Origin of the sequence: Tardiphaga sp., assembly GCF_044336785.1 — a bacterium.
Lineage (GTDB): Bacteria > Pseudomonadota > Alphaproteobacteria > Rhizobiales > Xanthobacteraceae > Tardiphaga.
This window is the reverse complement of the sequence record NZ_JBIIOT010000020.1, coordinates 30367-50550: the sequence shown is the minus strand read 5'-3', so window position 1 is coordinate 50550 and position 20184 is coordinate 30367. Positions and strand designations below refer to the sequence as shown.

Below are 20184 nucleotides of genomic sequence, written 5' to 3'. Positions count from 1 at the left end.
AGGGACCATGCGCGGAATGGGACTGGCATTGGCGGCTGCGGCTGCGCTCGTGTTGGCCTCGTCCGCGCAGGCGCAGCAGCGCGTGGTCAACTTCTACAACTGGTCGAACTACATGGCGCCGGGAGTCCTCGAGGACTTCACGAAAGAGACCGGCATCAAGGTTGTTTACGACACGTTCGACGCCAACGAGACGCTGGAGACGCGTCTGCTTGCCGGCAAGTCCGGTTACGATGTCGTCGTGCCGACAGCCTATTTCCTGCAGCGTCAGATCAAGGCAAAGGTGTTCCAGCCGCTCGACAAGAGCAAGCTGCCGAACCTTACCAATGCCTGGCCGGAAGTGACGAAGCGCCTCGCAACCTATGATCCCGACAATCTGCATGCCGCGAACTACATGTGGGGCACCACGGGCATCGGCTATAACGTCAAGCAGGTCGCGAAAATCCTCGGGCCCAATGCGAAGATCGATAGCTGGGACATCGTCTTCAAGCCGGAGATCCTCGCAAAGTTCAAGGATTGCGGCGTCCATATGCTGGACTCTGCCGACGACATCCTGCCGGCCGCGCTCAACTATCTCGGGCTCGATCCGAACTCGACGAAGGCTGTCGATTTGGAGAAGGCAGCCGACATACTCGCCAAGATCAGGCCGAATATCCGCAAATTCCATTCATCCGAATACCTGAATGGTCTCGCCACCGGCGAGATCTGTCTCGTTGTCGGCTGGTCCGGCGATATCATCCAGGCCCGTGCGCGTGCAGCGGAAGCGAAGAACGGCGTCGAGATCGGCTATGCGATCCCGAAAGAGGGCGCACAGATGTTTTTCGATAATTTCGCCATACCAGCAGATGCGAAGAACGTCGCCGAGGCCTATGAGCTGATCAACTATCTGTACCGGCCGGACGTGGCTGCGAAGAATTCCGATTTCCTCGGTTATGCCAACGGCAATCTGCCCAGCCAGAAACTGATCGACGCGAAGATCATCGGCGACAAGACGATCTATCCGGATGACGCGATGCTGGCGAAGCTGTTTATCATCACAGCGCGCGATCCGCAGACCCAGCGGGTGATTAACCGCTTGTGGACCAAGGTGAAGACGGGGAAGTAACTCCCTGTCGTCCCCGCGCAGGCGGGGACCCATAACCACCATCAATGAAATTGAAACGCTGTCGCTACGGTCAAGCATCAGCCTCAAGCTGCGAGGCTATGGGTCCCCGCCTGCGCGGGGACGACAGGCTACGACAGCGGTCGCCACCGGCGATGCAGCCACAGCCACTGATCCGGATATTCCCGGATCCAGCCTTCCAGCACGGACGTCACCGCCTGCATGGTGCCGGCGATATCCACCTTGCCATCCGCCGTGCGCACCGGCTTCACTTCCTCGGACAGTTCGATCCGGAAACGATGGTTCGGCAGCCGGATCACGCGCACGCCGTGGATCGGGCAATCGACCTGCCGCAGCAGGCGCGGCAGCATCGGGTTGGCGCGCGTCTTGCGGCCGAAGAAATCCACCTCTGCGCCCTTGGTGAACCACTGGTCCACCAGCATCGCCACATGCTTGCCCTCGTCGAGCGCATGCGCCAGCTTCACCGGCGCGTCGTGGCTGGCGGCGATCAGATTGCCCATGCTCACCGCGCGGATGCTCTTGATGGCGCGGTCGGCCGCAGCGATGTTCGGCGGACGATACAACACTGCCGTATCCAGCCCATGCGCCACAGCGGCGAGGGCAGGGATCTCCCAATTGCCGAGATGGCTCGCGAAGATCAGCGCGGGTTTGCCATCATCGCGGAGCGCATCGAAGATCTCGCCGGTGCGCTTGGAGAATTCCACATTGCTTGGCTTGCCGGGATTGGTGACGTCGTAATCCCAGATACGATCGAGATGCGCGAATTCCGCGCCCATCCGCCCCATATTGTCCCACACGCCGGTGACGATGCGGTCGATCTCTTCCGGTGACTTCTCGGGAAACGCAGCGGCAAGATTCGCGCGTGCGATCTTGTCCTCGCGCAGCAGCGGCCCGATACGGCGGGTGATCTTGCCGAACAGGTTGGCGGTCTTGACCGGATCGAAATAGCGCGTGGTGCGCAGCAGTCCGATGGTCAGCGCGCCGACGGCAGCTTCGCCTGCGGGCTTCAGGGCGTCGCGGATGCGCGCTTTGGTGCGAAGCAGCAGGCGGAGCATCAGAAGTGGACGATGATCTTGCCGAACACCTGGCGCGTCTCCATCCGCTTCAGCGCGGTGGCGACATCGTCGAACGGCACTTCAGTATCGATCACGGGCAGCATGCCGTCGGCCATCTTGTCGAGGCTCTCGGCGATGTTGCGCATCGAGGCGCCGAACGAGCCGAAGATGCGATATTGCTGCTGGAACAGCTGCATCAGATTGATGGTCGTTGACGGCCCCGAGGTCGAGCCGCAGGTGACCAGGCGGCCGCCGCGCTTCATGACGAGCAGCGAGCCGTTGAACGTATCGGCACCGACATGCTCGAACACGACATCGACGCCTTTCTTCTTCGTGATCTTGCGCGTTTCGCCCTCGAAGCGATCCTTGCGGTAGTTGATCACGTAGTCGGCGCCGAGCTTCTTCACGCCTTCGAACTTGCTGTCGTCGCCCACGGTGGTGATGACGGTGCAACCGATCTTCTTTGCCATCATGATGGCGACGGTGCCGATGCCGGAGCCGCCGGCATGGACGAGGATCGTCTCGCCCGGCTGCAGTTTTGCGTTATCGAACAGCATGTGCTGCACGGTGGAGAAAGCGATCGGCGCGCAGGCGATGTCGCGGAAGCTCAGGCTGTCCGGTGCGGGAATCACGAGGCGGGCCGGCATGTTCATCAGCTCGCGGGCGAAACCGTCGATATGGAAGCCGTAGAGGCCGCCGACATTTTCGCAGAAATTGTCGCGGCCTTCGGTGCAGGCCTTGCAGTGGCCGCAGGTCAGCGCGCCATACATCGCGACCTTCTGGCCCGGCTTGAAATTGGTCACGCCTTCGCCGACGGCTGCGATCTCGCCCGACGCTTCGGCACCGATGGTGATCGGCAGCTTGCGCTTGGCGAAGGCCATGCCGCGATAGCCCCACACGTCGATGTGGTTGAGGCCGACCGCCTTGACGCGGATCTGCACTTCGCCGGCTGCGGGCGGCGGGGGCGGGGGAACGTCGGCGGTGATGAGCTCGCGTTCAGCAGCAAGATTGAGCGCACGCATATGCCGCGTCTCCGGGTCTAAGGTGTTGATTTCTGATGGATTGCGTATCGCCGGTTCACGCTGGCGCGTCAACCGGCGAGCGCAGCTATACCGGCTCGCCGGTGAGGATCAGCGAGGCATTTTGGCCGCCGAATCCGAAGGAATTCGACATCACGGCGGTGACGCGGGCGTCGCGGGCGGTGTTGGGAACCACGTCGAACGGAATCGCGGGATCCGGAACATCGTAATTGATGGTCGGCGGGATGCGCTGATGTTCCAGCGTCAGCAGCGAGAACACGGCCTCGACGGCACCTGCGGCGGACAGCGTGTGGCCCACCATCGACTTGTTCGACGACACCGGAACGGTCTTGGCGAGCTCACCGAATACGGTGGAGATGCCGAGATACTCCATCTTGTCGTTTTCCGGCGTGCCGGTGCCGTGGGCGTTGATATAATCGATCTGGTCCACTGTCATGCCGGCATCGATCAGGCCATTATTGACGCAGCCGATGATCGGCTTGCCATCCGGGCTGGAGCGGGTGCGGTGGAAACTGTCGGCGAGTTCGCCGCAGCCGGCCACGATGCCAAGAATCTTGGCACCGCGCGCCTTGGCCGATTCCAAGCTTTCCAGCACCAGCGCGCCGGCGCCTTCGGCCATGACAAAGCCTTCGCGGTTCTTGGCGAAGGGGCGGGAAGCCTTTGAGGGGGTCTCGTTGTTTGTCGAGAGCGCCGAGAGCAGCGAGAAGCGGATCAGCGCTTCCGGATTGACCGAGCCGTCGGTGCCGACGCAGAGCGCCGCATCGGCCTCGCCGCGGCGGATGGCCTCGACGCCGAGCTGGATCGCGGTCGCGCCAGACGCGCAGGCGGTCGACAGCGAGATCGGAGAGCCCTTGGTACCGAATGTATCGGCCAGGCTATCGGCCACCGAGCCGAACAGGAAGCGGCGATGATATTCGGTGAAGCCACCGGAGCCCGCGGTACGCAGCAGCGTGTCGTAATTGATATCGGTATTGGCGCCGGCGGCCTTGGCGAGCGCCTGGCGCTGCGGCCATTCCACCTCGACTGGTGCGACAGCCAGAAACAGCGGGCCGGGGAAGTTGCCTTTGGTGCCGATGCCGGCTTGCGCAATGGCTTCTTCCGCCACCAGCTCGCCGAGCTTCTCGCCAAGATCGGTGGAGGAGAACGGATCGACATTCAGGAAATCGACCGTGCCGGCCATCGTCGTCTTCATGCCGTCGATGGGGAAGCGCGTGATGGTGCGGATGCCGGATTCACCAGCGGTCAGCTTCTTCCAGTTGTCTTCTTTGCCAGCACCGAGCGACGTCGCAACGCCCATGCCGGTGACGACGACGATCGGTCGGCCGAATTTATCGCGGGTTGCTGACATATCTTCTCCGTCGCCCAAACAGGCCTAGATGGCTTCGACCAGCGCCATGCCTTCGCCGCGCCAATGGCCGGTTCCGATCACGACAATCTGGGAGGGCGCCTTCGACATTTCAATCTCGGTGCCGGTGGAATCGTTGGGCGCATAGAGCGCGCCGCGCGACAGCGACAATGCAGCAAGGCCGATGCCGAGCGGAAACTGCGTCTCGACCGCATGGCCGAACGAGGATCCGGTCGCGCGCACCGGCACATCCGCGTGCTTCTTGAGAAAGCTCAATTCTTCCGACGTCGCGGGCTCTGCGCCGGTCGCACCGGTGATGATCGCGGTGTTTTGTTCGCCGGCGCCGACATTGCTCCAGAGCTTGTCGAGCGACGCGGTGACTTCGCCGCCATCCTTGCGCCGCGCACGATCGGCGACCACGGTCTTCAGCCGTGCAAACGGTTTTGCCCCGCGCGCTTCCGCATGGGCCTTCGACTCGATGACGAGAAACGCGCCGCCGGAGCCGAGTGCAAAGCCGCTCTTGTCCTTGCGATCCCACACCGACGAATATTTTTCGCGCAGGTTGAAGTTGTCGAATTCGTACAGCAGCAGCATGTCCTTGCGCTCGCCATTATGGCCGGCGCCGACAAGGGCGATGTCGCTCTGGCCATCGGCGATCCGCGCCAGCGCGATGCGCACGGCGTCCACGCCGGCGGCTTCCTCGCCCATGAAGGTGCGGGACGAGCCGGTCACGCCATGCACGATGGCGATATTGCCGGCGAGCAGGTTGGAGAGCTGCGCGAGAAAGAGAGTCGGGCGAAGATCGTTGAGCAGTTTCTCGTTCAGATAGCCGGGCGTCGCGTCGCCGTGCGCTTCCGAATTGAGGATGCTGGAATCGACCGTGAGATCGCGCTCGCCGCCACCGGCTGCGACGATCATGTCCATCTTCGACAGGATATCCTTGTTGCCCTTGACGCCCGCGGAATCCAGCGCGAGGCCGGCGGCATAGGTGCCGATGCGCTGCCAGGCTTCCATCTGGCGCTGATCGCCCTTTTTGGGGATCTGGGTGTCGTAGCTCACGGGCAGAAGCGGGTGCACCACATAGGGCGCAAATGCCGTCTCATCGACATTGACGCGCTTCTGGTTCAGCGCATCCCAATGGGCATCGGGGCCTTCGCCGAGCGACGACACGATGCCGATGCCGGTGATCCAGGCTTCGACGGGCTCGGATGCGATGGGACGGGTTTCAGCCATGGGGCGGTACCTTAGAGGAGGCCTGGGACAGAGCCCCAAGGCAGGAAGCGCGGGCGCTTCACCATGGTGTCCATATGCCTGCACCGACCTTTTTGAAAGATCGGTGCGGGTTTGAACGCAATCATCGACACGTGAGGAGCGTTACGCACCCGGTCTTACGCACCCTTGGCGGCAACCAGCTCGTCGATGCGGGCGCTGAGGTTCTTCAGCACGAAATACTGCTCGGTGGTCGCCTTGCCGTCATTGACTTCCTGGGTCCACTTTTCCAGCGGCAGCTTGATCCCGAATGCCTTGTCGATCGCGAAAGCGATGTCGAGGAAGTCGAGGCTGTCGATGCCCAGATCGTCGATGGCGTGGCTTTCCGGCGTGATCGTGTCGCGCGGGATGTCGCAGGTTTCCGCAATGATGGTAGCGACCTGATCGAATGTGGAGGACATTACTAAGCCTTTGATATCTCGAATTTAATTTTCATTCTGCGCGCGCAAAGGCCAGGCTTCGCACCGGCAAGGGACCGGTCCGCCGCAGGGAGTCGATTGCCCGTATAACGGAGCGGGCGCGCCAGTTCAATGCAGTTGAGCAGGCGCTCACCAGCGCCCTGTGGGCGGTGATGACGGTCTGGAAGGGGTCAGGAGTGCGGGGTGGCGATCCGGGCGCAGTCGCGCCGGCCCATCAAGACGCAATCCTGAGTCTTGCGGAGGTCGGCAATGGTGACGGCCAGCCAGATACCGGCACCGACCAGCAGGGCCGTGAACGCGAAAGCGGCGGCATTCGCCATCATGCGATGGCGGAAGTCGTCGGGCTCGGCATTTTGCTGATAGCGCGACAGATCACCCGCCGGCTTGAGCGGCGTTCCGGAAGCGGGGACCGTTGGATGGTCATTGGGCAATGTAGCCGATGTGCGTGGCACGAAACGGAGCACGCGGTGCTCGTCGTCGTCCCGGATGATCGGCTGCTGGGTTTTCATCATCGGTCGTCTGCGAAATGGGTGCCTCAGGCTAACACGACGACTCCACGCTGACTCGGCGAAAGTCGCATAACCGCAATGTCGTGATGTCACGCGATGACGTGGAACTGATCGCTGTATGCGCGAACGGCGTGTCATAGTCGCTGCGGCAAATGCATCCACGGAGCCTGATATGTCGAATATCCGCGAACCGATCCTGCAGCCGGTGCCGATCCTGTCGCTGCGCCCAACGCAGATGACGGTGGGCATGCGCGAGGTGAAGGAAAAGCGGAAGCGCTGGCGCGAGCACAAGTCGAAGCGCAAGCAGGCGGAACTGCTCGGCAAACACATGATCCCCGTGGTGCTCGGACCGGACCAGAAACATTACGTGGTCGATCATCACCATCTCGCGCGTGCGCTGCACGATGAAGGGGTGAAGGATGTGCTGGTCACCGTGATCGCCGATCTCACGATGGTGGATCAGAAGGCGTTCTGGAGCGTGCTGGATCATCGCCGCTGGGCCTATCCCTATGACGGCAAAGGCGAGCGGCGGCAGTTCAAGGACATTCCGAAATCCATCACCGGATTGAAGGACGATCCTTATCGCAGTCTGGCCGGCGAAATCCGGCGCGCCGGTGGCTATGCCAAGGACATCACGCCGTTCAGCGAGTTCCTGTGGGCCGATCTGTTCAGGCGTCGGCTGGCCCGCAAGGATGTCGAGAATGATTTTGCGTCAGCCGTCGAAAGGGCATTGGCAATCGCCAAGAGCAAGGACGCGATCTATCTGCCGGGCTGGTGCGGCCCGGCATCGGATGGCTGAGATATCGCGTCGGTCTGCGCGGCCGGAGTGTCCTTGCCGCCGAACGCGCGATGCAGCAGACGTTCGACCTTGCCGCCCAGCAGTAGCACCGCAAAGGTGATGGCCAGCGAGACGGTGACCAGCCGCCAGTGCCCGGCGCCGCACATGATGCCAATACAGGCGGTGAGCCAGACGCAGGCTGCACTGGTGAGGCCGCGGATGCGAAAATGCCGTTCGGCGTGGAAAATCACGCCGGCGCCGAGAAAGCCGATCCCGGTGACGATGCCTTGCACGATACGGCTGCCGGCGTCGGTGAAGCCGCCCTGGTGCAACGGATCGGCAAGCGTGGTCAGCATGGCGGTCGCGAGGCTCACCAGAGCGAGGGTACGCACGCCCACTGGCTTGCCATGCAGGTCGCGATTGAGCCCGACGGCGCCGCCGGCAAGGGCGGCGATGCCAAGACGCAAAATGATCTCCGACCAGTCGAGCACGATGGTTTCCCCTTCGCGGCCGTTACTTCGGCAGCCGTCCCATCATGTAGAATTCGTCATTCGGCTTCATGCTGGTGACATTCGCCATGCGGTTGGACAGCGCGAAGAAAGCCGAGACCGCGGTGATGTCCCAGATGTCGTCATCGGTGAAGCCGTGGCTGGCGACTTCGGCGAAATCGGCTTCCGAAATCGTTTCAGCCGAACGGCTGACCTTCATGGCGAAGTCCAGCATCGCGCGCTGGCGCGGCGTGATGTCCGCCTTGCGGTAGTTGACCGCGATCTGATCGGCGATGGTCGAGTTCTTCGCGCGGATACGCAAGATCGCGCCATGAGCGATGACGCAGTAATGGCATTGATTGGCAGCCGATGTGGCGACGACGATCATCTCGCGCTCGGCCTTGGTGAGGCCCGAGTTCTTCTCCATCAGCGCGTCGTGATAGGCGAAGAAGGCGCGGAATTCGTCAGGGCGCGATGCGAGTGAGAGAAACACGTTCGGCACGAAGCCGGATTTCTCCTGCACGGCCAGAATGCGCGTGCGGATATCGTCCGGCAGCGTATCGATGGCGGGAGCGGGGAAACGTGTCGCGGGCTTGGTCATCGCATCATCCCTTGAAGCGGATTGTTTCAAGGAACCATAGGCGATGATGCTGCCAGCGCAAGGCCGCTGCTTATCGCAGCGGCTTCTTCAGCAGCGAGAAGCGATCGGGATCGAGGCCGAGCGATGGCTGGAGCATCGGTGCGTCCATCATGCGTGGCTGTGGCGGCGCGATCGGGCGTTCGACGAAGCCGGGATCGTTCGGCACATCGCGGCTCGAAGTGGCGCCGCGCCAGCGTTCCAGCACCGCACTGACGAAGTTCATGTCGTGACCGGCAGCGACCGATGGCACCGTCGAAATTGCAGCTTCCGAGCGCGGCAGTTGATGCGGTGGTACTTCCTTGAAGCGCAGGCGCGTCGGCAGCGCGACACCTTCGCCGAAAGCGAGCACTTCGCGGGTGCCGAGCGAAGGCACGAAAGACAGCAGGTTGGCAGCCGCATCCGACACCGCCGAGCGCAGCAGCGCCTGGTCGCGATCATTGGCGAGGCGCATCGCGAACAGCGTGTTGCACTGAGAGATAATGGTGGCGTCGAGCTCCGCCGGACGCTGCGTCACGAGGCCGAGATAGACGCCGTATTTGCGGCCTTCCTTGGCGATACGCGATACCGCCTTGCGGGTCGGGCCGAAGCCGATATTGCGATCGGCGGCGGCATAGCGATGCGCTTCCTCACAGACGAACAATAGCGGCGAGGCACCGTCGCTCCACAGGCCGAAATCGAACGCCATGCGGCACAGCACGGAGACCACGCTATCGACGACTTCCGCCGGGAAGCCGGCAAGCTGCATGATGGTCATCGGCTTGCCATTGGCAGGCAGGCGGAACAGATGGCTGATGACTTCGGCCATGGTGTCGCCGCCGACATTGGCATTGTCGAACATGAAGGCGTAGCGCGGATCGTTCTTCACAGCGTCGATGCGCGACAGCAGCTTGTGATACTGGATGCGCGACGAGCGGTTTTCCAGTTTGCCCATGCGTTCGTCGATCAGCGAGATCATGTCGACGAGCCGATAGGGGACCGGTGTGTCCACGGTGTAGCCGATGGTCTTCGGATCGATGCGCTTCAGGCCGATACGATCGGAATTCTGATATTGGGTGTAGAGGCCCTTGGCGATCGGGATCACTTCCGCGAGGATTTCCAGCTCTTCGGGCACACCGGGGCGTCCGGCGAACAAGACGTCGACGATTTCCTCGAAATTGAACAGCCAGAATGGCAATTTCAGGTTGCGCGGGTTGAGCACCAGCGCCTTGTCGCCGAAGCAGCGGCCATATTCGTTATGCACGTCGAGCAGGAACACGCGCAGGTTCGGGCGCACCAGCAGGATTTCGTTGAGCAACAGCGATACGCCCGACGACTTGCCGACGCCGGTGGAGCCGAGCACGGCAAAATGCTTGCTCAGCATTTCCTCGACATCGACATAGGCGGTGACCGAGCGGTCCTGCTGCAGCATGCCGACATTGATCTGGTCGGCGCCCGACGGCGCATAGACTGTGCGCAGGTCGGTGTTGCTGATCAGTTCGACGGTGTCGCCGATGGTCGGATAGTCGGTGACACCGCGCTGGAATTTCGGGCGCTCGGGTGTGCCGGTGATCTCGCCCAGCAAATCCACCGAGGCACTGGCGACATGGACATCGGAGGCTTGCAGGTTTTCCGAGGAAACCTCCGTGATCATGGCGATGATGGTGGAGTTCACGCAGCGGATGCTGACGAACCGGCCGACGGTGCCACGCATCTCTGACGGGGTCATCGGGTTGACGGCGAGGACGCCGACGCGCGCGAGCGATCCGCGCACCGAAATGATGCGCCCGAACGACGCTGCCATGGTCAAGTTGTTCATTTTTGAATTCGCGTTCTCAGCCCGATTTTGCCAGTCACTATGCGGCGAAGGGGCTGGAGAAACTGTTAAAGCAGGGCGTGCGGTTTGAGCGGGTGCCATCGCGCTCATGCTGCCAGACGGAACGTTATGCGCTGAGAGCGCCAAAATTCGGTTGCGAATTACCGGCAGCGCGCTCCGCATTTGCTCGGCTTTAGGTCGGATTTAACCAAACGAACCTGTTGGCGGTGGTTACGTCCGTCGGTTGCCGGCTGACGAGACGAGCGGGCATCTCGTTGATATCTGCCGGAGGCCCTTGCGCTTTATAAGCGGGACGGGCTAGAAGGCGCTCCGTCGAGATGCGATCTCGACCAACCGATTCCAGACCGTGGCTTCCAGCCCCTCGATCGTCTGAATCCGTTGGGGAATGGTGTAACGGTAGCACAACAGACTCTGACTCTGTTTGTCTAGGTTCGAATCCTAGTTCCCCAGCCAAGTTCGAGACAACCAGTCGAAAACCAGGCGATTTTCGCGCGGAGCTTGTTCTGGCCCACTACGGAGGTTCACCGTGGGGTGTAGATTGCCGGGGAAGTGCGGGCCTCAGAGAATATTCGCCATCGGAACGGAATTTTTGCCTTTCGCCGCAGGGGGTGCCATATGCAACCTTTGGTACAGCGCTCTGAAATATTGCTCTCCTGGGACGCTGCCCGCCGCGACAAGCCCGGCTCCATCACAATATTCGCTCTCTGACTGTCGTCTCTTAAGCCGCTTTGGGTTTGGTCCGGATATTGGTTTCCACCTGGCTCGATAGCTTCAAGCCCCGCAAAGCGTCCTGTGCATATCAGCTTCTCGTAACTTTCGCGCGGGGATCCGCGTAGCCGGCCGACAAAGCCAGCACGGGATCTCTGTTACGAAGCTCATCCGAGACGATGCTCTGTAGCCAACGGATAGCCGGTTCGTTCTCCATGCGTCGATGCCAATGCTGCTTGAGCTCGATGAGCGGGATCGAGACCGGCGGCGGTAACAGCTTCAGCCCTGCATCGGCATACCAGGCGCCAAGCGAGAACGGCACGGTTGCGATCAGGTCGCTTCGGGCGATCAATTGCGGGACACTCATGAAATGCGGCAAATGCAGCACGACGCGGCGCTGCAATTTGAGTTCGCGGATCCGCCGTTCGAAAATTTCCTGGCTGCGGCCTTGCTGGTTGACCACGACATGGTCGGCGGCCAGGAATTCATCAAGCGAGAGCGTATCACCGATCGTCGAGTGATCCCTGCGCACGATGCAGGTGAAAGGATGATCGAACAGGTCTTCCGTGCTGACGTTGGGGCCGATCAGGTCCGGAAAATAGCCGATCGCCAGATCGATGTCGCCGCGTTCGAGCGCGCTTTCCAATTGATCATGTGACGATGCCACGCAGCGCAAGCTCACTCTCGGCGCGATCGCTCGGATGCGCTGCAGGATGGGCGGAATGAAGATAAGCACGCCGATATCTGTGGTCGTGACGGTGAAGATACGTTCGCTTTCTTCGGGAATGAAGCGCGGCTTGCGCAGGATGTGCTCATCGACCGTCACCAGCACGGTGCGCACGGCGGGCGAGATGGATTCGGCAAATGGTGTCGGGCGCATCCCCCGACCGGTCGAGATGAACAGCTGATCGCCAAAAAACTCGCGGAGCTTCCGCAAGCCCGCACTCGCCATGGGCTGGCTCATGCCCAGTTGCCGCGCCACGGCAGACAGGTTCGCTTCCCTGAACAGCCCGTCCAACAGCAACAGCAGGTTCAAGTCGAGGCGTCTGATATCCATCATACTGATATCTCATATCAAACAATAACGGATTTTCAATGACGGAGATCTGGCTAGACTTATGTCAACAGCTCGGAAACGGGCGGACCGGGGGAGGAATGCAGAGACAGAAATAAGCCGACGGTGCTGATGTCCCTGCGTTTTATTCCCTGATTACAACATCTTATTGCGCTTCCCGCGGCCGCAAGGCGTTCGGATTTCTGTTGCGCGTGCTGGTAGGGAGACCGACTTTTGCTAACCGAACCGAAGGTTGCCGAGCGCCATATTCTGACGCTGTCGTGCAAGGACGTGCCTGGAATTGTCGCCGACGTTTCGCGTTGTCTGTTCGAAAGCGGCGGCAATATTGTCGAGGCGGCGCAGGTCGATGACGCCGGCAATGGCCGTTTCTTCATGCGGGTCGGAGTCGCCATCGATGATGCAGGCGCGGCGGCGGTCAAGGGCCGGTTCGGCGCGATCGCGCAAAAATTTGAGATGCAGTGGCGTTTCAGCGCCGAGACCGCGCGTAAGCGCGTGTTGCTGCTGGTCTCCAAATTCGATCACTGCCTCGGCGATCTCCTGTACCGCCACCGGCTCGGTGAACTCGACATGGATATTGTTGGAATCATTTCCAACCATCCGCGCTCGTCACTGACCGTCAGCCTTGTCGGTGACATCCCGTTTCATCACCTGCCGGTCACCAAAGAAACCAAGGCTGAACAGGAAGCGCAGATCAAGGCCATCGTGGAGCAGACGGCTGCCGATCTCGTCGTTCTCGCGCGCTACATGCAAATCCTGTCCGACGACTTCGCCCGCTATCTGTCGGGCCGCTGCATCAACATCCATCACAGCTTTCTGCCGGGCTTCAAGGGCGCCAAACCCTATCATCAGGCGCATGCCCGCGGCGTGAAGCTGATCGGTGCAACGGCGCATTTTGTGACCGGCGATCTCGACGAAGGTCCCATCATCGAGCAGGACGTCGAACGCGTCAGCCATCGCGATACCCCTGAAGACCTCGTTCGCAAGGGCCGCGACATCGAGCGCCGCGTGCTGTCCCGTGCCGTCCATCTGTTCCTGCAAGATCGTCTCATCATCAATGGTGATCGCACCATCGTCTTCGCCGACTAGAAACTGGGAGAAACGAACATGGATACGAAGAATCTGCGCAAGACGCCCGAAGGCTATTTCACTTCGCGCTGGGGCCTTCCCGAATATACCGACTGGATCGACGAGAGCATGTCCTGGAAACAGACCTGCTCGATCGGTGACTGGTCGTTCCTGTGGGAGCGCCGCTTCAAGGGCCCGGACGCGCTGAAACTGTTGTCCGACACGTCGGTGAGCAGCTTTGAGAAGTTCGACATCCTGCAGTCAAAGCATGTGGTCCACACCAACAAGGCCGGCAAGGTCATCGCCGAAGGCATTCTCAGCCGCCTGTCGGAAGACGAATTCATGCTGTTCGGCCGCGGCACATTCTGGGTCGAGTATAATCGCCGCCGCGGCAACTATGACGTCACGTCGCAAGTCGATGACTGGTTCAACTTTCAGGTCGCGGGTCCCACCGCGCTGGCTCTGCTCGAGAAGGTCGCCAAGACATCGCTGCGCGATATCAAGTTCATGCATTCCGGCGAGATCGAGATTGCCGGCTGCAAGATGCTCGCTCTGCGTCAGGGCATGTCGGGTGAAATCGGCTTTGAACTGCAAGGGCCGATCGCCCAAGCTACGCAGGTCTATGATGCCATTGTCGCTGCCGGCCAGGAATTCGGCCTGCGCAAGATCGGCGGCCGCGCCATCTTCATCAACCACCTCGAGGCGTGTTTCCCGACGATCGTCACCGATTACATGCCGGCGATCTTCGACGACGACATGAGCGATTACCGCGACGAATTCCGCAAGGCGATGCCTGGTTTCGCGAACACGTTCAATATCGCAGGCAGCTTCCAGTCCGACGATGTCCGCGATTGGTATCGAAGCCCGGTCGAACTCGGCTGGGGACGCACCGTGAAATTCGACCACGACTTTATCGGGCGTGCCGCGCTCGAAGAGGAAGTGGCCAATCCGCGCCGTGTGATCCGCACGTTGGTCTGGAACGGCGAAGATGTCGCCGATGTCCATGCCTCGCTGTTCCAGAAAGACCAGGAGCCATATCAGTATATGGAGATGCCGCGCGACCAGCGTGGTTTCATGTATGCCGACCGTGTGCTCATCGGCGACAAGGATGTCGGCGTGACCACCTCGCGTGGCTACAGCTATTACTTCCGCGAGATGTTGTCGCTCTGCACCATCGATGTCGCCCATGCCGAAATCGGCACCGATGTCGTGGTCGTCTGGGGCGAGCCCGGCCATCGCCAGAAGATGATCCGCGCCAAGGTTGCCGCTGCCCCTTACAAGAAGGACAATCGGCGCGCCGATCTGTCGAAGGCGTAAGGCAAGGCGATGACCGCACGCATCATTGACGGAAAAGCGATTGCGGCAGAGGTCCGCGCGGAGGTGGCAGCCGGTGTTGCCGCCTTCGTCGCGGACGGCTCACCGCCGCCCGGCCTGGCAGTCGTTCTCGTGGGCGATGACCCAGCCAGCCACGTCTATGTTGCCAATAAGGTGCGACAGACCGAGGCTGTCGGCATGACGTCCCGGCGCTACATGCTCGGCGCTGAGACGACCGAGCGGCAGCTTTTGGATCTGGTGGAGCGGCTGAATGCCGATCCTCATGTGCACGGCATCCTGGTCCAGTTTCCGCTGCCGCCGGAAATCGACACCGTGAAAGTCGTCAGCACCATCAGCGCTGCAAAGGACGTCGATGGTTTCAATCCGCTCAATGTCGGCCGCACCGCCACCGGCATGAAGGGTGCGCTAACTCCCTGCACGCCGCTCGGCGTGATGCGGCTGATCCATTCCGTCCATGCAGATATTGCCGGTCTCGGGGCGCTCGTGGTGGGAGCGTCCAATGTGGTCGGCCGGCCGATGGCGCGTTTGCTGCTGCAGGAGCAATGCACGGTGTCGGTCGCCCATGTGCTGACCACCGATCTCGAACGGCGTTGCCGCGACGCCGATATTCTGGTGGTGGCGACCGGCGTGCCCGGCCTGATCCGGGGTGACTGGATCAAGCCCGGCGCAACGGTGATCGATGTCGGCATCACCCGTATCACCTCGTCGTCCGGCACGGAGCGCCTGGTGGGCGATGTTGCTTTCGATGAGGCAATCCATGTGGCAGGTGCGATCACGCCGGTGCCCGGCGGTGTCGGCCCCATGACGATCGCATGCTTGCTGGCAAACACGTTAAGTGCAGCGCAAGCTGCAAAAGAAGAGGCCTGTGCGCCAGCGTAGTGGCGGGCGTGGTATCCTGACGTTCTGGAAGACGAGCCGCCGCGAGGCGGTGATGATTATAAGCAAACGAAACGAGCCCTCATCGATCAATGAGGGCCACACACATCTGGTTGGGAGGGAATTGAAATGTCCAAGCTGAAGAGTCTTGCCTGCGTTTTCGCGATGATGGTTTCCGCATCGGCGGCGTGTGCCGATACGGTCAAGGTCGGCGTGATCGGTCCGTTTTCGGGGCCGTTCGCCTCGGCGTTCGGAACACCGTTCCGCCAGGGGATCGAGACCTATGTCTCGCTCAACGGCGATCCCGCGCCGAACACCAAGATCGAATTTGTCTATCGTGACCTCGGCCTCGGCGATCCCGCGCGCGCACGTTCGCTGGCGCAGGAACTGATCACCGGCGAAAAGGTGCAGTATCTCGCAGGATTCGTGTTCACACCGAACGCGCTGGCCGTCGCGCCAATTATCGAGAGCGCCAAGATCCCCACGGTGATCTTCAATGCCTCGACCTCGATCGTCGTGTCGAAATCCAACTATTTTGTAAGGACATCCAACACGCTGCCGCAGGTCACGGTGCCGGTGGCGAAGCGGGCGCTCGAAAAGGGCATCAAGCGGGTCATCACCATTGTCAGCGATTATGGTCCCGGTATCGATGCCGAAGGCGCATTCAAACGCACATTCGAGGAAGGCAAGGGCGAGATTGTGGAGTCGATCCGCATGCCGCTATCGACAACGGATTTCGGACCGTTCCTGCAGAAGATCCGGCTCGCCAAGCCGGATGCGCTGTTTACCTTCCTGCCATTTGGTCCGCCGACCTTTGGTTTCGTGAAGGCTTATAATGAGAACGGCCTGCGTCAGAGCGGCATCCAGTTCCTCGGTACCGCGGAAACCCAGGAAACCGACCTGCAGGCGCTGGGGGAGCCGGCGGTGGGGCTGGAGACCGGCTACTTCTATTCGGGCGTCCATCCGTCGCCTGAGAACAAGGTATTCGTAGAGCGGCTGGAAAAACTTTTTCCCGGTGCTATCGCCAATCCGGCGACCGTTGCGGCTTTCGACGGCACGCATGCGCTTTACACGATGATCAAGGCCATATCCGGCAAGCCAGATCCGGCGGCTGCAATGGCGGCGATCAAGGGCGCGAAATGGGAGAGCCCGCGCGGCCCGATCTCGATCGATCCGCAGACACGGGACATCGTCCAGAATGTCTACATCCGCAACGTCAAGCGTGATGCGTCCGGCAAACTGGTCAATGAGGAGGTCAAGACCTACGCAAATCAGCCGGACTATGGGGCAGCCGCTGCGGCGAAATAACTGCCGCTTTCGGCGGGCTGGAGGGACGACGTGGAACTTGTTGCGAGCATACTGATCGACAGCACCGCTTACGGCATGACCTTGTTCATGATCGCGGTGGGGCTGTCGGTCACTCTGGGATTGATGCGTGTCGTCAATCTCGCCCATGGTCTGTTTGCGGTGCTGGGCGGTTACTTCGCCTGGTGGGCCGCGCAGCAACTGAACCTGACCTATTTCGCGGCAATCAGTTTTGCTGTCCTCGCGGTGGGTGTGGTTGGGCTGCTGCTTGAGCGGGTTCTGTATCGCTTCATCTATGCGCGCGGACCGCTTGATCAGGTCCTGCTCTCCATCGGAGTGATCTTCGTTGGCATCGCGGCGAGCGGCGTGCTGTTCGGCGACGGATTGAAGTCGCTGCAACTGCCGCCATCGCTGGCCGGGGCTACCGATCTCGGCTTTCGTCTGATTCCCACCCAGCGCCTTCTGGTCATCATTAGCGGGGTCTGCGTGGTCCTGCTGATCTGGCTCGTGTTCCAGCATACGCGCTTCGGCGTGCGTCTGCGTGCGGCGGTGGACAACACCGCAGCCGCGGAGGCGCTCGGCATCAACAGCCGCATGCTCTATGCGGCAGCCTTCAGCCTCGGTGCGGCGCTCGCTGCCTTCGGCGGCATCCTGGGCGCCGAGATCATGCAGATCGAGCCTTTCTATCCGCTCAAATATCTCGTGATCTTCCTTGCAGTGGTTGCTGTCGGCGGCCTCGGCAATATCTGGGGATCGCTCGGTGCGGCGCTGCTGCTCGGTACCGTCGATACCACGTGCAAATATCTGCTGCCTGCCTACGGCTCGATGCTGACCTATGCGGCGATGCTCGGCGTGCTCAGTATCCGGCCTCTCGGTCTGTTCGGTAAGGAAGAACCGTGATGCTCCAGTCCAGCAATCGGAGCATCTGGCCCGTCGAGCTCCTGATCATTCCGCTGACCGCATGGGTGCTCGCCTTCCTGTTTCCCAATCAGCTCGGTCTGCTGACGCAGATCGCCACCACGGCGCTGTTCATCCTCGCGCTTGACGTCGTCACCGGCTATGCCGGTATCGTCACGCTGGGCCATGCAGCCTTTTTCGGCCTCGGCGCCTATGCCGCCGGTATTTATGCCACACGCATCGTGGCGGAGCCGCTGAGCGGTCTTGTGGTCGGCGGCGCGATCGGTGCCACGGTCGCCTTGCTGACCGGGGCGATCGTGTTGCGTGCGCGCGGCCTCTCGCTGATCATGATGACGATCGCCGTCGCGCAGATCGTTCTCGAAATCGCCAATAAGGCGCGCGTCCTGACTGGCGGTGATGACGGGCTCTCCGGCATCGAGATGGCGCCGATCTTCGGCATGTTCGAATTCGATTTCACGGGGCGCACCGGGCTCGTCTACAGCGTGGTCGTGCTGACATTGAGCATGTTTGTGCTGCGTCGGATCATGCGCTCCGCATTCGGTCTCACTTGTGTCGGCATCCGTGAGGATCGACTGCGCATGTCGGCCATGGGCTGCAACATCAAGCGCCATCTGCTCGCGGCCTATGGGCTCGGCGGCCTGTTTGCCGGCATCGCCGGTGCGCTGTCGGCGCAGACCGTTCAGGTCGTCGGCCTGCACAGTCTGAGCTTTACCACCTCGGCTGAAGCACTGGTGATGCTGATCCTCGGCGGCACCGGCCGGCTGTGGGGGGCGCTGATCGGCGCTCTCCTTTTCATGACGATCCATCACATTGCCGCCGAACTCGATCCGTTCCGCTGGATGCTGACCATCGGCGGCATTCTGATTGCCGTGGTGCTCGTTGCGCCGGGCGGGGTGGTCAACAGCGTCATTGCGCTTCGCCAGCGGCTGCGCGCGAAGGAGGTCGGCCATGTCTGATGCATTGGCGATCACAGGGCTCTGCAAGAACTTTGGGGCGCTCGCCGTCTCGTCCAACATATCATTGACGTTGAAGGTCGGTGCGCGCACCGCGCTGATTGGTCCGAACGGGGCAGGGAAGACCACCTTGATCAATATGATCACAGGTGCGCTTGATCCCAGCAGCGGCAGCATCGCCTATTTCGGGAAAGACATTACCAAGGTGCCGCAGGCGCAACGCGCGCGCGACGGCCTGCTGCGCACGTTCCAGGTCACGCGCGTGTTCAGGCCGCTCACGGTTGCGGACAATATCCGTCTGGCGGTGATCCAGCAGCGTGGCTTCGCGATGCGCTTCTTCCTCGATGTCGCACGTGATCCCGATATCAACCAGCAGGTTGGCGAAGCGCTGGCCATGCTCGAACTGGAGCCATTGGCCGATCGGCGCATCGAGGAGCTTGCCTATGGCGAGCGTCGCCTGGTCGAGCTGGCGCTCGCTTTGGCGGGCAAGCCCAAGGTCCTGCTGCTCGACGAGCCCGCCGCAGGTGTGCCGAAAAGCGAGAGCTCGATCATCATGCGCGCGATCGCGCGTCTCCCCGCGGATCTCGCTATCCTGTTCATCGAACACGACATGGACCTCGTCTTCCGCTTCGCGAGCGAGATCGTGGTGCTGGTGGCCGGCGAGATCATGATGGTCGGTACGCCGGCAGAGGTCTCGGCCGACGAGCGGGTCAAGGAAATCTATTTCGGAAAGCGCCACAATGCCATTGCGTGAACTCGTGCTCGACAACGTCTCCGCGGGCTATGCGGGAGCCACGGTGCTCGAAGGCGTCTCGCTCAGCGTGAAGCGCGGCGAGCGGGTCGGCATTGTCGGCCGCAATGGCGCCGGCAAAACAACGACGCTGGCCTCCGTGATGGGGTTTGCAGAACTGCGCGGCGGTACCGTCAAGGCCGATGGCAGCGACATGGCCGGCATGAGGCCATATCGCCGTGCGCGCCTCGGCATCGGCTATGTGCCGCAGACCCGCGACATTTTCCCGACCCTGTCGGTGGAGGAGAATCTCGAAGCCGGCCTCAATGGTCGTTCGAAGCAACACCTGGCGGAAGCCTTCGAGCTGTTTCCGCGCCTCGCCGAACGGCGTCGCAACAGCGGGCGCGATCTCTCGGGCGGCGAGCAGCAGATGCTGTCCATGGCGCGCGCCTTGATGAACGACGTCAGCATCCTGCTGCTCGACGAGCCGCTGGAAGGCCTGGCGCCCATCATTGCCGACGAGCTCATGGAGGCGATCAAGCGCCTGACGCAGGATCGCGGGCTGGGATGCGTCCTGATCGAGCAGCATGTCGATACCGTACTCGACTTCTGCGACCACATTCTTGTCCTCGAGCGCGGGCGCTCGGTGTTCTGGGGCAGCGTTGCGCAGTTACGCGCGCAGCCCGACATTCTCAACAGCGCCATCGGCCTGCATCGCACGGAAGCGCAATCTGCGTCCTGAC

Annotated in this window: 20 protein-coding genes and 1 tRNA gene; 11 read left to right on the top strand and 10 right to left on the bottom strand. The window is 61.5% G+C overall.

Annotation, left to right across the window (positions count from 1 at the left end; all coding sequences use genetic code 11):
• Positions 1-7 precede the first annotated feature (7 nt).
• Positions 8-1102 (top strand): polyamine ABC transporter substrate-binding protein, encoded by a 1095-nt coding sequence (locus ACIQ2A_RS08750; RefSeq protein WP_398477945.1) that lies wholly within the window; start codon positions 8-10, stop codon positions 1100-1102.
• A 128-nt stretch (positions 1103-1230) separates the two neighbouring features.
• Here ACIQ2A_RS08750 and ACIQ2A_RS08745 read toward each other — a convergent pair whose 3' ends face one another.
• The 6 genes from ACIQ2A_RS08745 to ACIQ2A_RS08720 form a co-directional block, all read right to left on the bottom strand.
• A complete protein-coding gene (locus ACIQ2A_RS08745; RefSeq protein WP_398477943.1) occupies positions 1231-2175 on the bottom strand; it encodes a lipid A biosynthesis lauroyl acyltransferase in 945 nt (314 codons plus the stop codon).
• On the bottom strand, positions 2175-3197 hold the full coding sequence (locus ACIQ2A_RS08740; RefSeq protein ID WP_398477941.1) for a zinc-binding dehydrogenase: 1023 nt from the start codon (positions 3195-3197) through the stop codon (positions 2175-2177). Before ACIQ2A_RS08740 ends, ACIQ2A_RS08745 begins: the two co-directional genes overlap by 1 nt.
• Positions 3198-3282: 85 nt before the next feature.
• Positions 3283-4563 carry a beta-ketoacyl-ACP synthase gene (locus ACIQ2A_RS08735; RefSeq protein ID WP_398477939.1) on the bottom strand — a complete coding sequence of 427 codons (1281 nt, stop codon included), beginning with the start codon at positions 4561-4563 and terminating at the stop codon, positions 3283-3285.
• A gap of 24 nt (positions 4564-4587) precedes the next feature.
• Entirely contained in the window at positions 4588-5793 is a 1206-nt protein-coding gene (locus ACIQ2A_RS08730) for a beta-ketoacyl-ACP synthase (protein WP_398477937.1), read from the bottom strand.
• A 155-nt stretch (positions 5794-5948) separates the two neighbouring features.
• Positions 5949-6230 (bottom strand): acyl carrier protein, encoded by a 282-nt coding sequence (locus ACIQ2A_RS08725; protein ID WP_002711294.1) that lies wholly within the window; start codon positions 6228-6230, stop codon positions 5949-5951.
• Positions 6231-6418: 188 nt separating this feature from the next.
• Positions 6419-6757 carry a hypothetical protein gene (locus tag ACIQ2A_RS08720; RefSeq protein WP_398477972.1) on the bottom strand — a complete coding sequence of 113 codons (339 nt, stop codon included), beginning with the start codon at positions 6755-6757 and terminating at the stop codon, positions 6419-6421.
• A 172-nt stretch (positions 6758-6929) separates the two neighbouring features.
• Here ACIQ2A_RS08720 and ACIQ2A_RS08715 point away from each other — a divergent pair, with 172 nt between their 5' ends.
• On the top strand, positions 6930-7556 hold the full coding sequence (locus ACIQ2A_RS08715) for a ParB-like protein (protein WP_398477934.1): 627 nt from the start codon (positions 6930-6932) through the stop codon (positions 7554-7556).
• Here the strand turns inward: ACIQ2A_RS08715 and ACIQ2A_RS08710 are convergent.
• From ACIQ2A_RS08710 to ACIQ2A_RS08700, 3 genes are all read right to left on the bottom strand, one after another.
• On the bottom strand, positions 7517-8026 hold the full coding sequence (locus ACIQ2A_RS08710) for an MgtC/SapB family protein (protein ID WP_398477932.1): 510 nt from the start codon (positions 8024-8026) through the stop codon (positions 7517-7519). The two genes, ACIQ2A_RS08715 and ACIQ2A_RS08710, sit on opposite strands and share 40 nt — an antisense overlap.
• Positions 8027-8048: 22 nt before the next feature.
• Entirely contained in the window at positions 8049-8624 is a 576-nt protein-coding gene (locus tag ACIQ2A_RS08705; RefSeq protein WP_398477930.1) for a peroxidase-related enzyme, read from the bottom strand.
• Positions 8625-8694: 70 nt separating this feature from the next.
• The gene (locus tag ACIQ2A_RS08700) at positions 8695-10458 is read right to left on the bottom strand and encodes an ATP-binding protein (RefSeq protein ID WP_398477928.1); all 1764 of its coding nucleotides are present in this window, start codon (positions 10456-10458) and stop codon (positions 8695-8697) included.
• A 397-nt stretch (positions 10459-10855) separates the two neighbouring features.
• Here ACIQ2A_RS08700 and ACIQ2A_RS08695 point away from each other — a divergent pair.
• Positions 10856-10929 (top strand) — tRNA-Gln (locus tag ACIQ2A_RS08695).
• Between the two features lie 346 nt (positions 10930-11275).
• Here ACIQ2A_RS08695 and ACIQ2A_RS08690 read toward each other — a convergent pair.
• Positions 11276-12244, bottom strand: a complete 969-nt coding sequence (locus ACIQ2A_RS08690) for a LysR family transcriptional regulator (protein ID WP_398477925.1) — start codon at positions 12242-12244, stop codon at positions 11276-11278.
• 228 nt (positions 12245-12472) lie between these two features.
• Between ACIQ2A_RS08690 and purU the strand changes: the two genes are divergently transcribed.
• The 8 genes from purU to ACIQ2A_RS08650 all read left to right on the top strand — a co-directional run bounded on the left by purU (position 12473) and on the right by ACIQ2A_RS08650 (position 20183).
• Positions 12473-13345 (top strand): formyltetrahydrofolate deformylase, encoded by an 873-nt coding sequence (purU, locus tag ACIQ2A_RS08685; RefSeq protein WP_398477923.1) that lies wholly within the window; start codon positions 12473-12475, stop codon positions 13343-13345.
• Positions 13346-13363: 18 nt separating this feature from the next.
• Positions 13364-14641, top strand: coding sequence for an aminomethyl transferase family protein (locus tag ACIQ2A_RS08680; RefSeq protein WP_398477921.1), 1278 nt, complete (start codon positions 13364-13366; stop codon positions 14639-14641).
• 9 nt (positions 14642-14650) lie between these two features.
• The gene (gene folD, locus ACIQ2A_RS08675) at positions 14651-15538 is read left to right on the top strand and encodes a bifunctional methylenetetrahydrofolate dehydrogenase/methenyltetrahydrofolate cyclohydrolase FolD (RefSeq protein WP_398477919.1); all 888 of its coding nucleotides are present in this window, start codon (positions 14651-14653) and stop codon (positions 15536-15538) included.
• A gap of 126 nt (positions 15539-15664) precedes the next feature.
• Positions 15665-16843 (top strand): ABC transporter substrate-binding protein, encoded by a 1179-nt coding sequence (locus tag ACIQ2A_RS08670; RefSeq protein WP_398477917.1) that lies wholly within the window; start codon positions 15665-15667, stop codon positions 16841-16843.
• Between the two features lie 30 nt (positions 16844-16873).
• Complete coding sequence (locus ACIQ2A_RS08665) at positions 16874-17740, top strand: branched-chain amino acid ABC transporter permease (RefSeq protein ID WP_398477915.1); 867 nt, start codon at positions 16874-16876, stop codon at positions 17738-17740.
• The gene (locus tag ACIQ2A_RS08660) at positions 17740-18714 is read left to right on the top strand and encodes a branched-chain amino acid ABC transporter permease (RefSeq protein WP_398477913.1); all 975 of its coding nucleotides are present in this window, start codon (positions 17740-17742) and stop codon (positions 18712-18714) included. The genes ACIQ2A_RS08665 and ACIQ2A_RS08660 overlap by 1 nt, the downstream gene beginning before the upstream one ends.
• Positions 18707-19465, top strand: coding sequence for an ABC transporter ATP-binding protein (locus tag ACIQ2A_RS08655; protein WP_398477911.1), 759 nt, complete (start codon positions 18707-18709; stop codon positions 19463-19465). Before ACIQ2A_RS08660 ends, ACIQ2A_RS08655 begins: the two co-directional genes overlap by 8 nt.
• A complete protein-coding gene (locus ACIQ2A_RS08650) occupies positions 19452-20183 on the top strand; it encodes an ABC transporter ATP-binding protein (protein ID WP_398477908.1) in 732 nt (243 codons plus the stop codon). The genes ACIQ2A_RS08655 and ACIQ2A_RS08650 overlap by 14 nt, the downstream gene beginning before the upstream one ends.
• Position 20184: the final 1 nt, after the last annotated feature.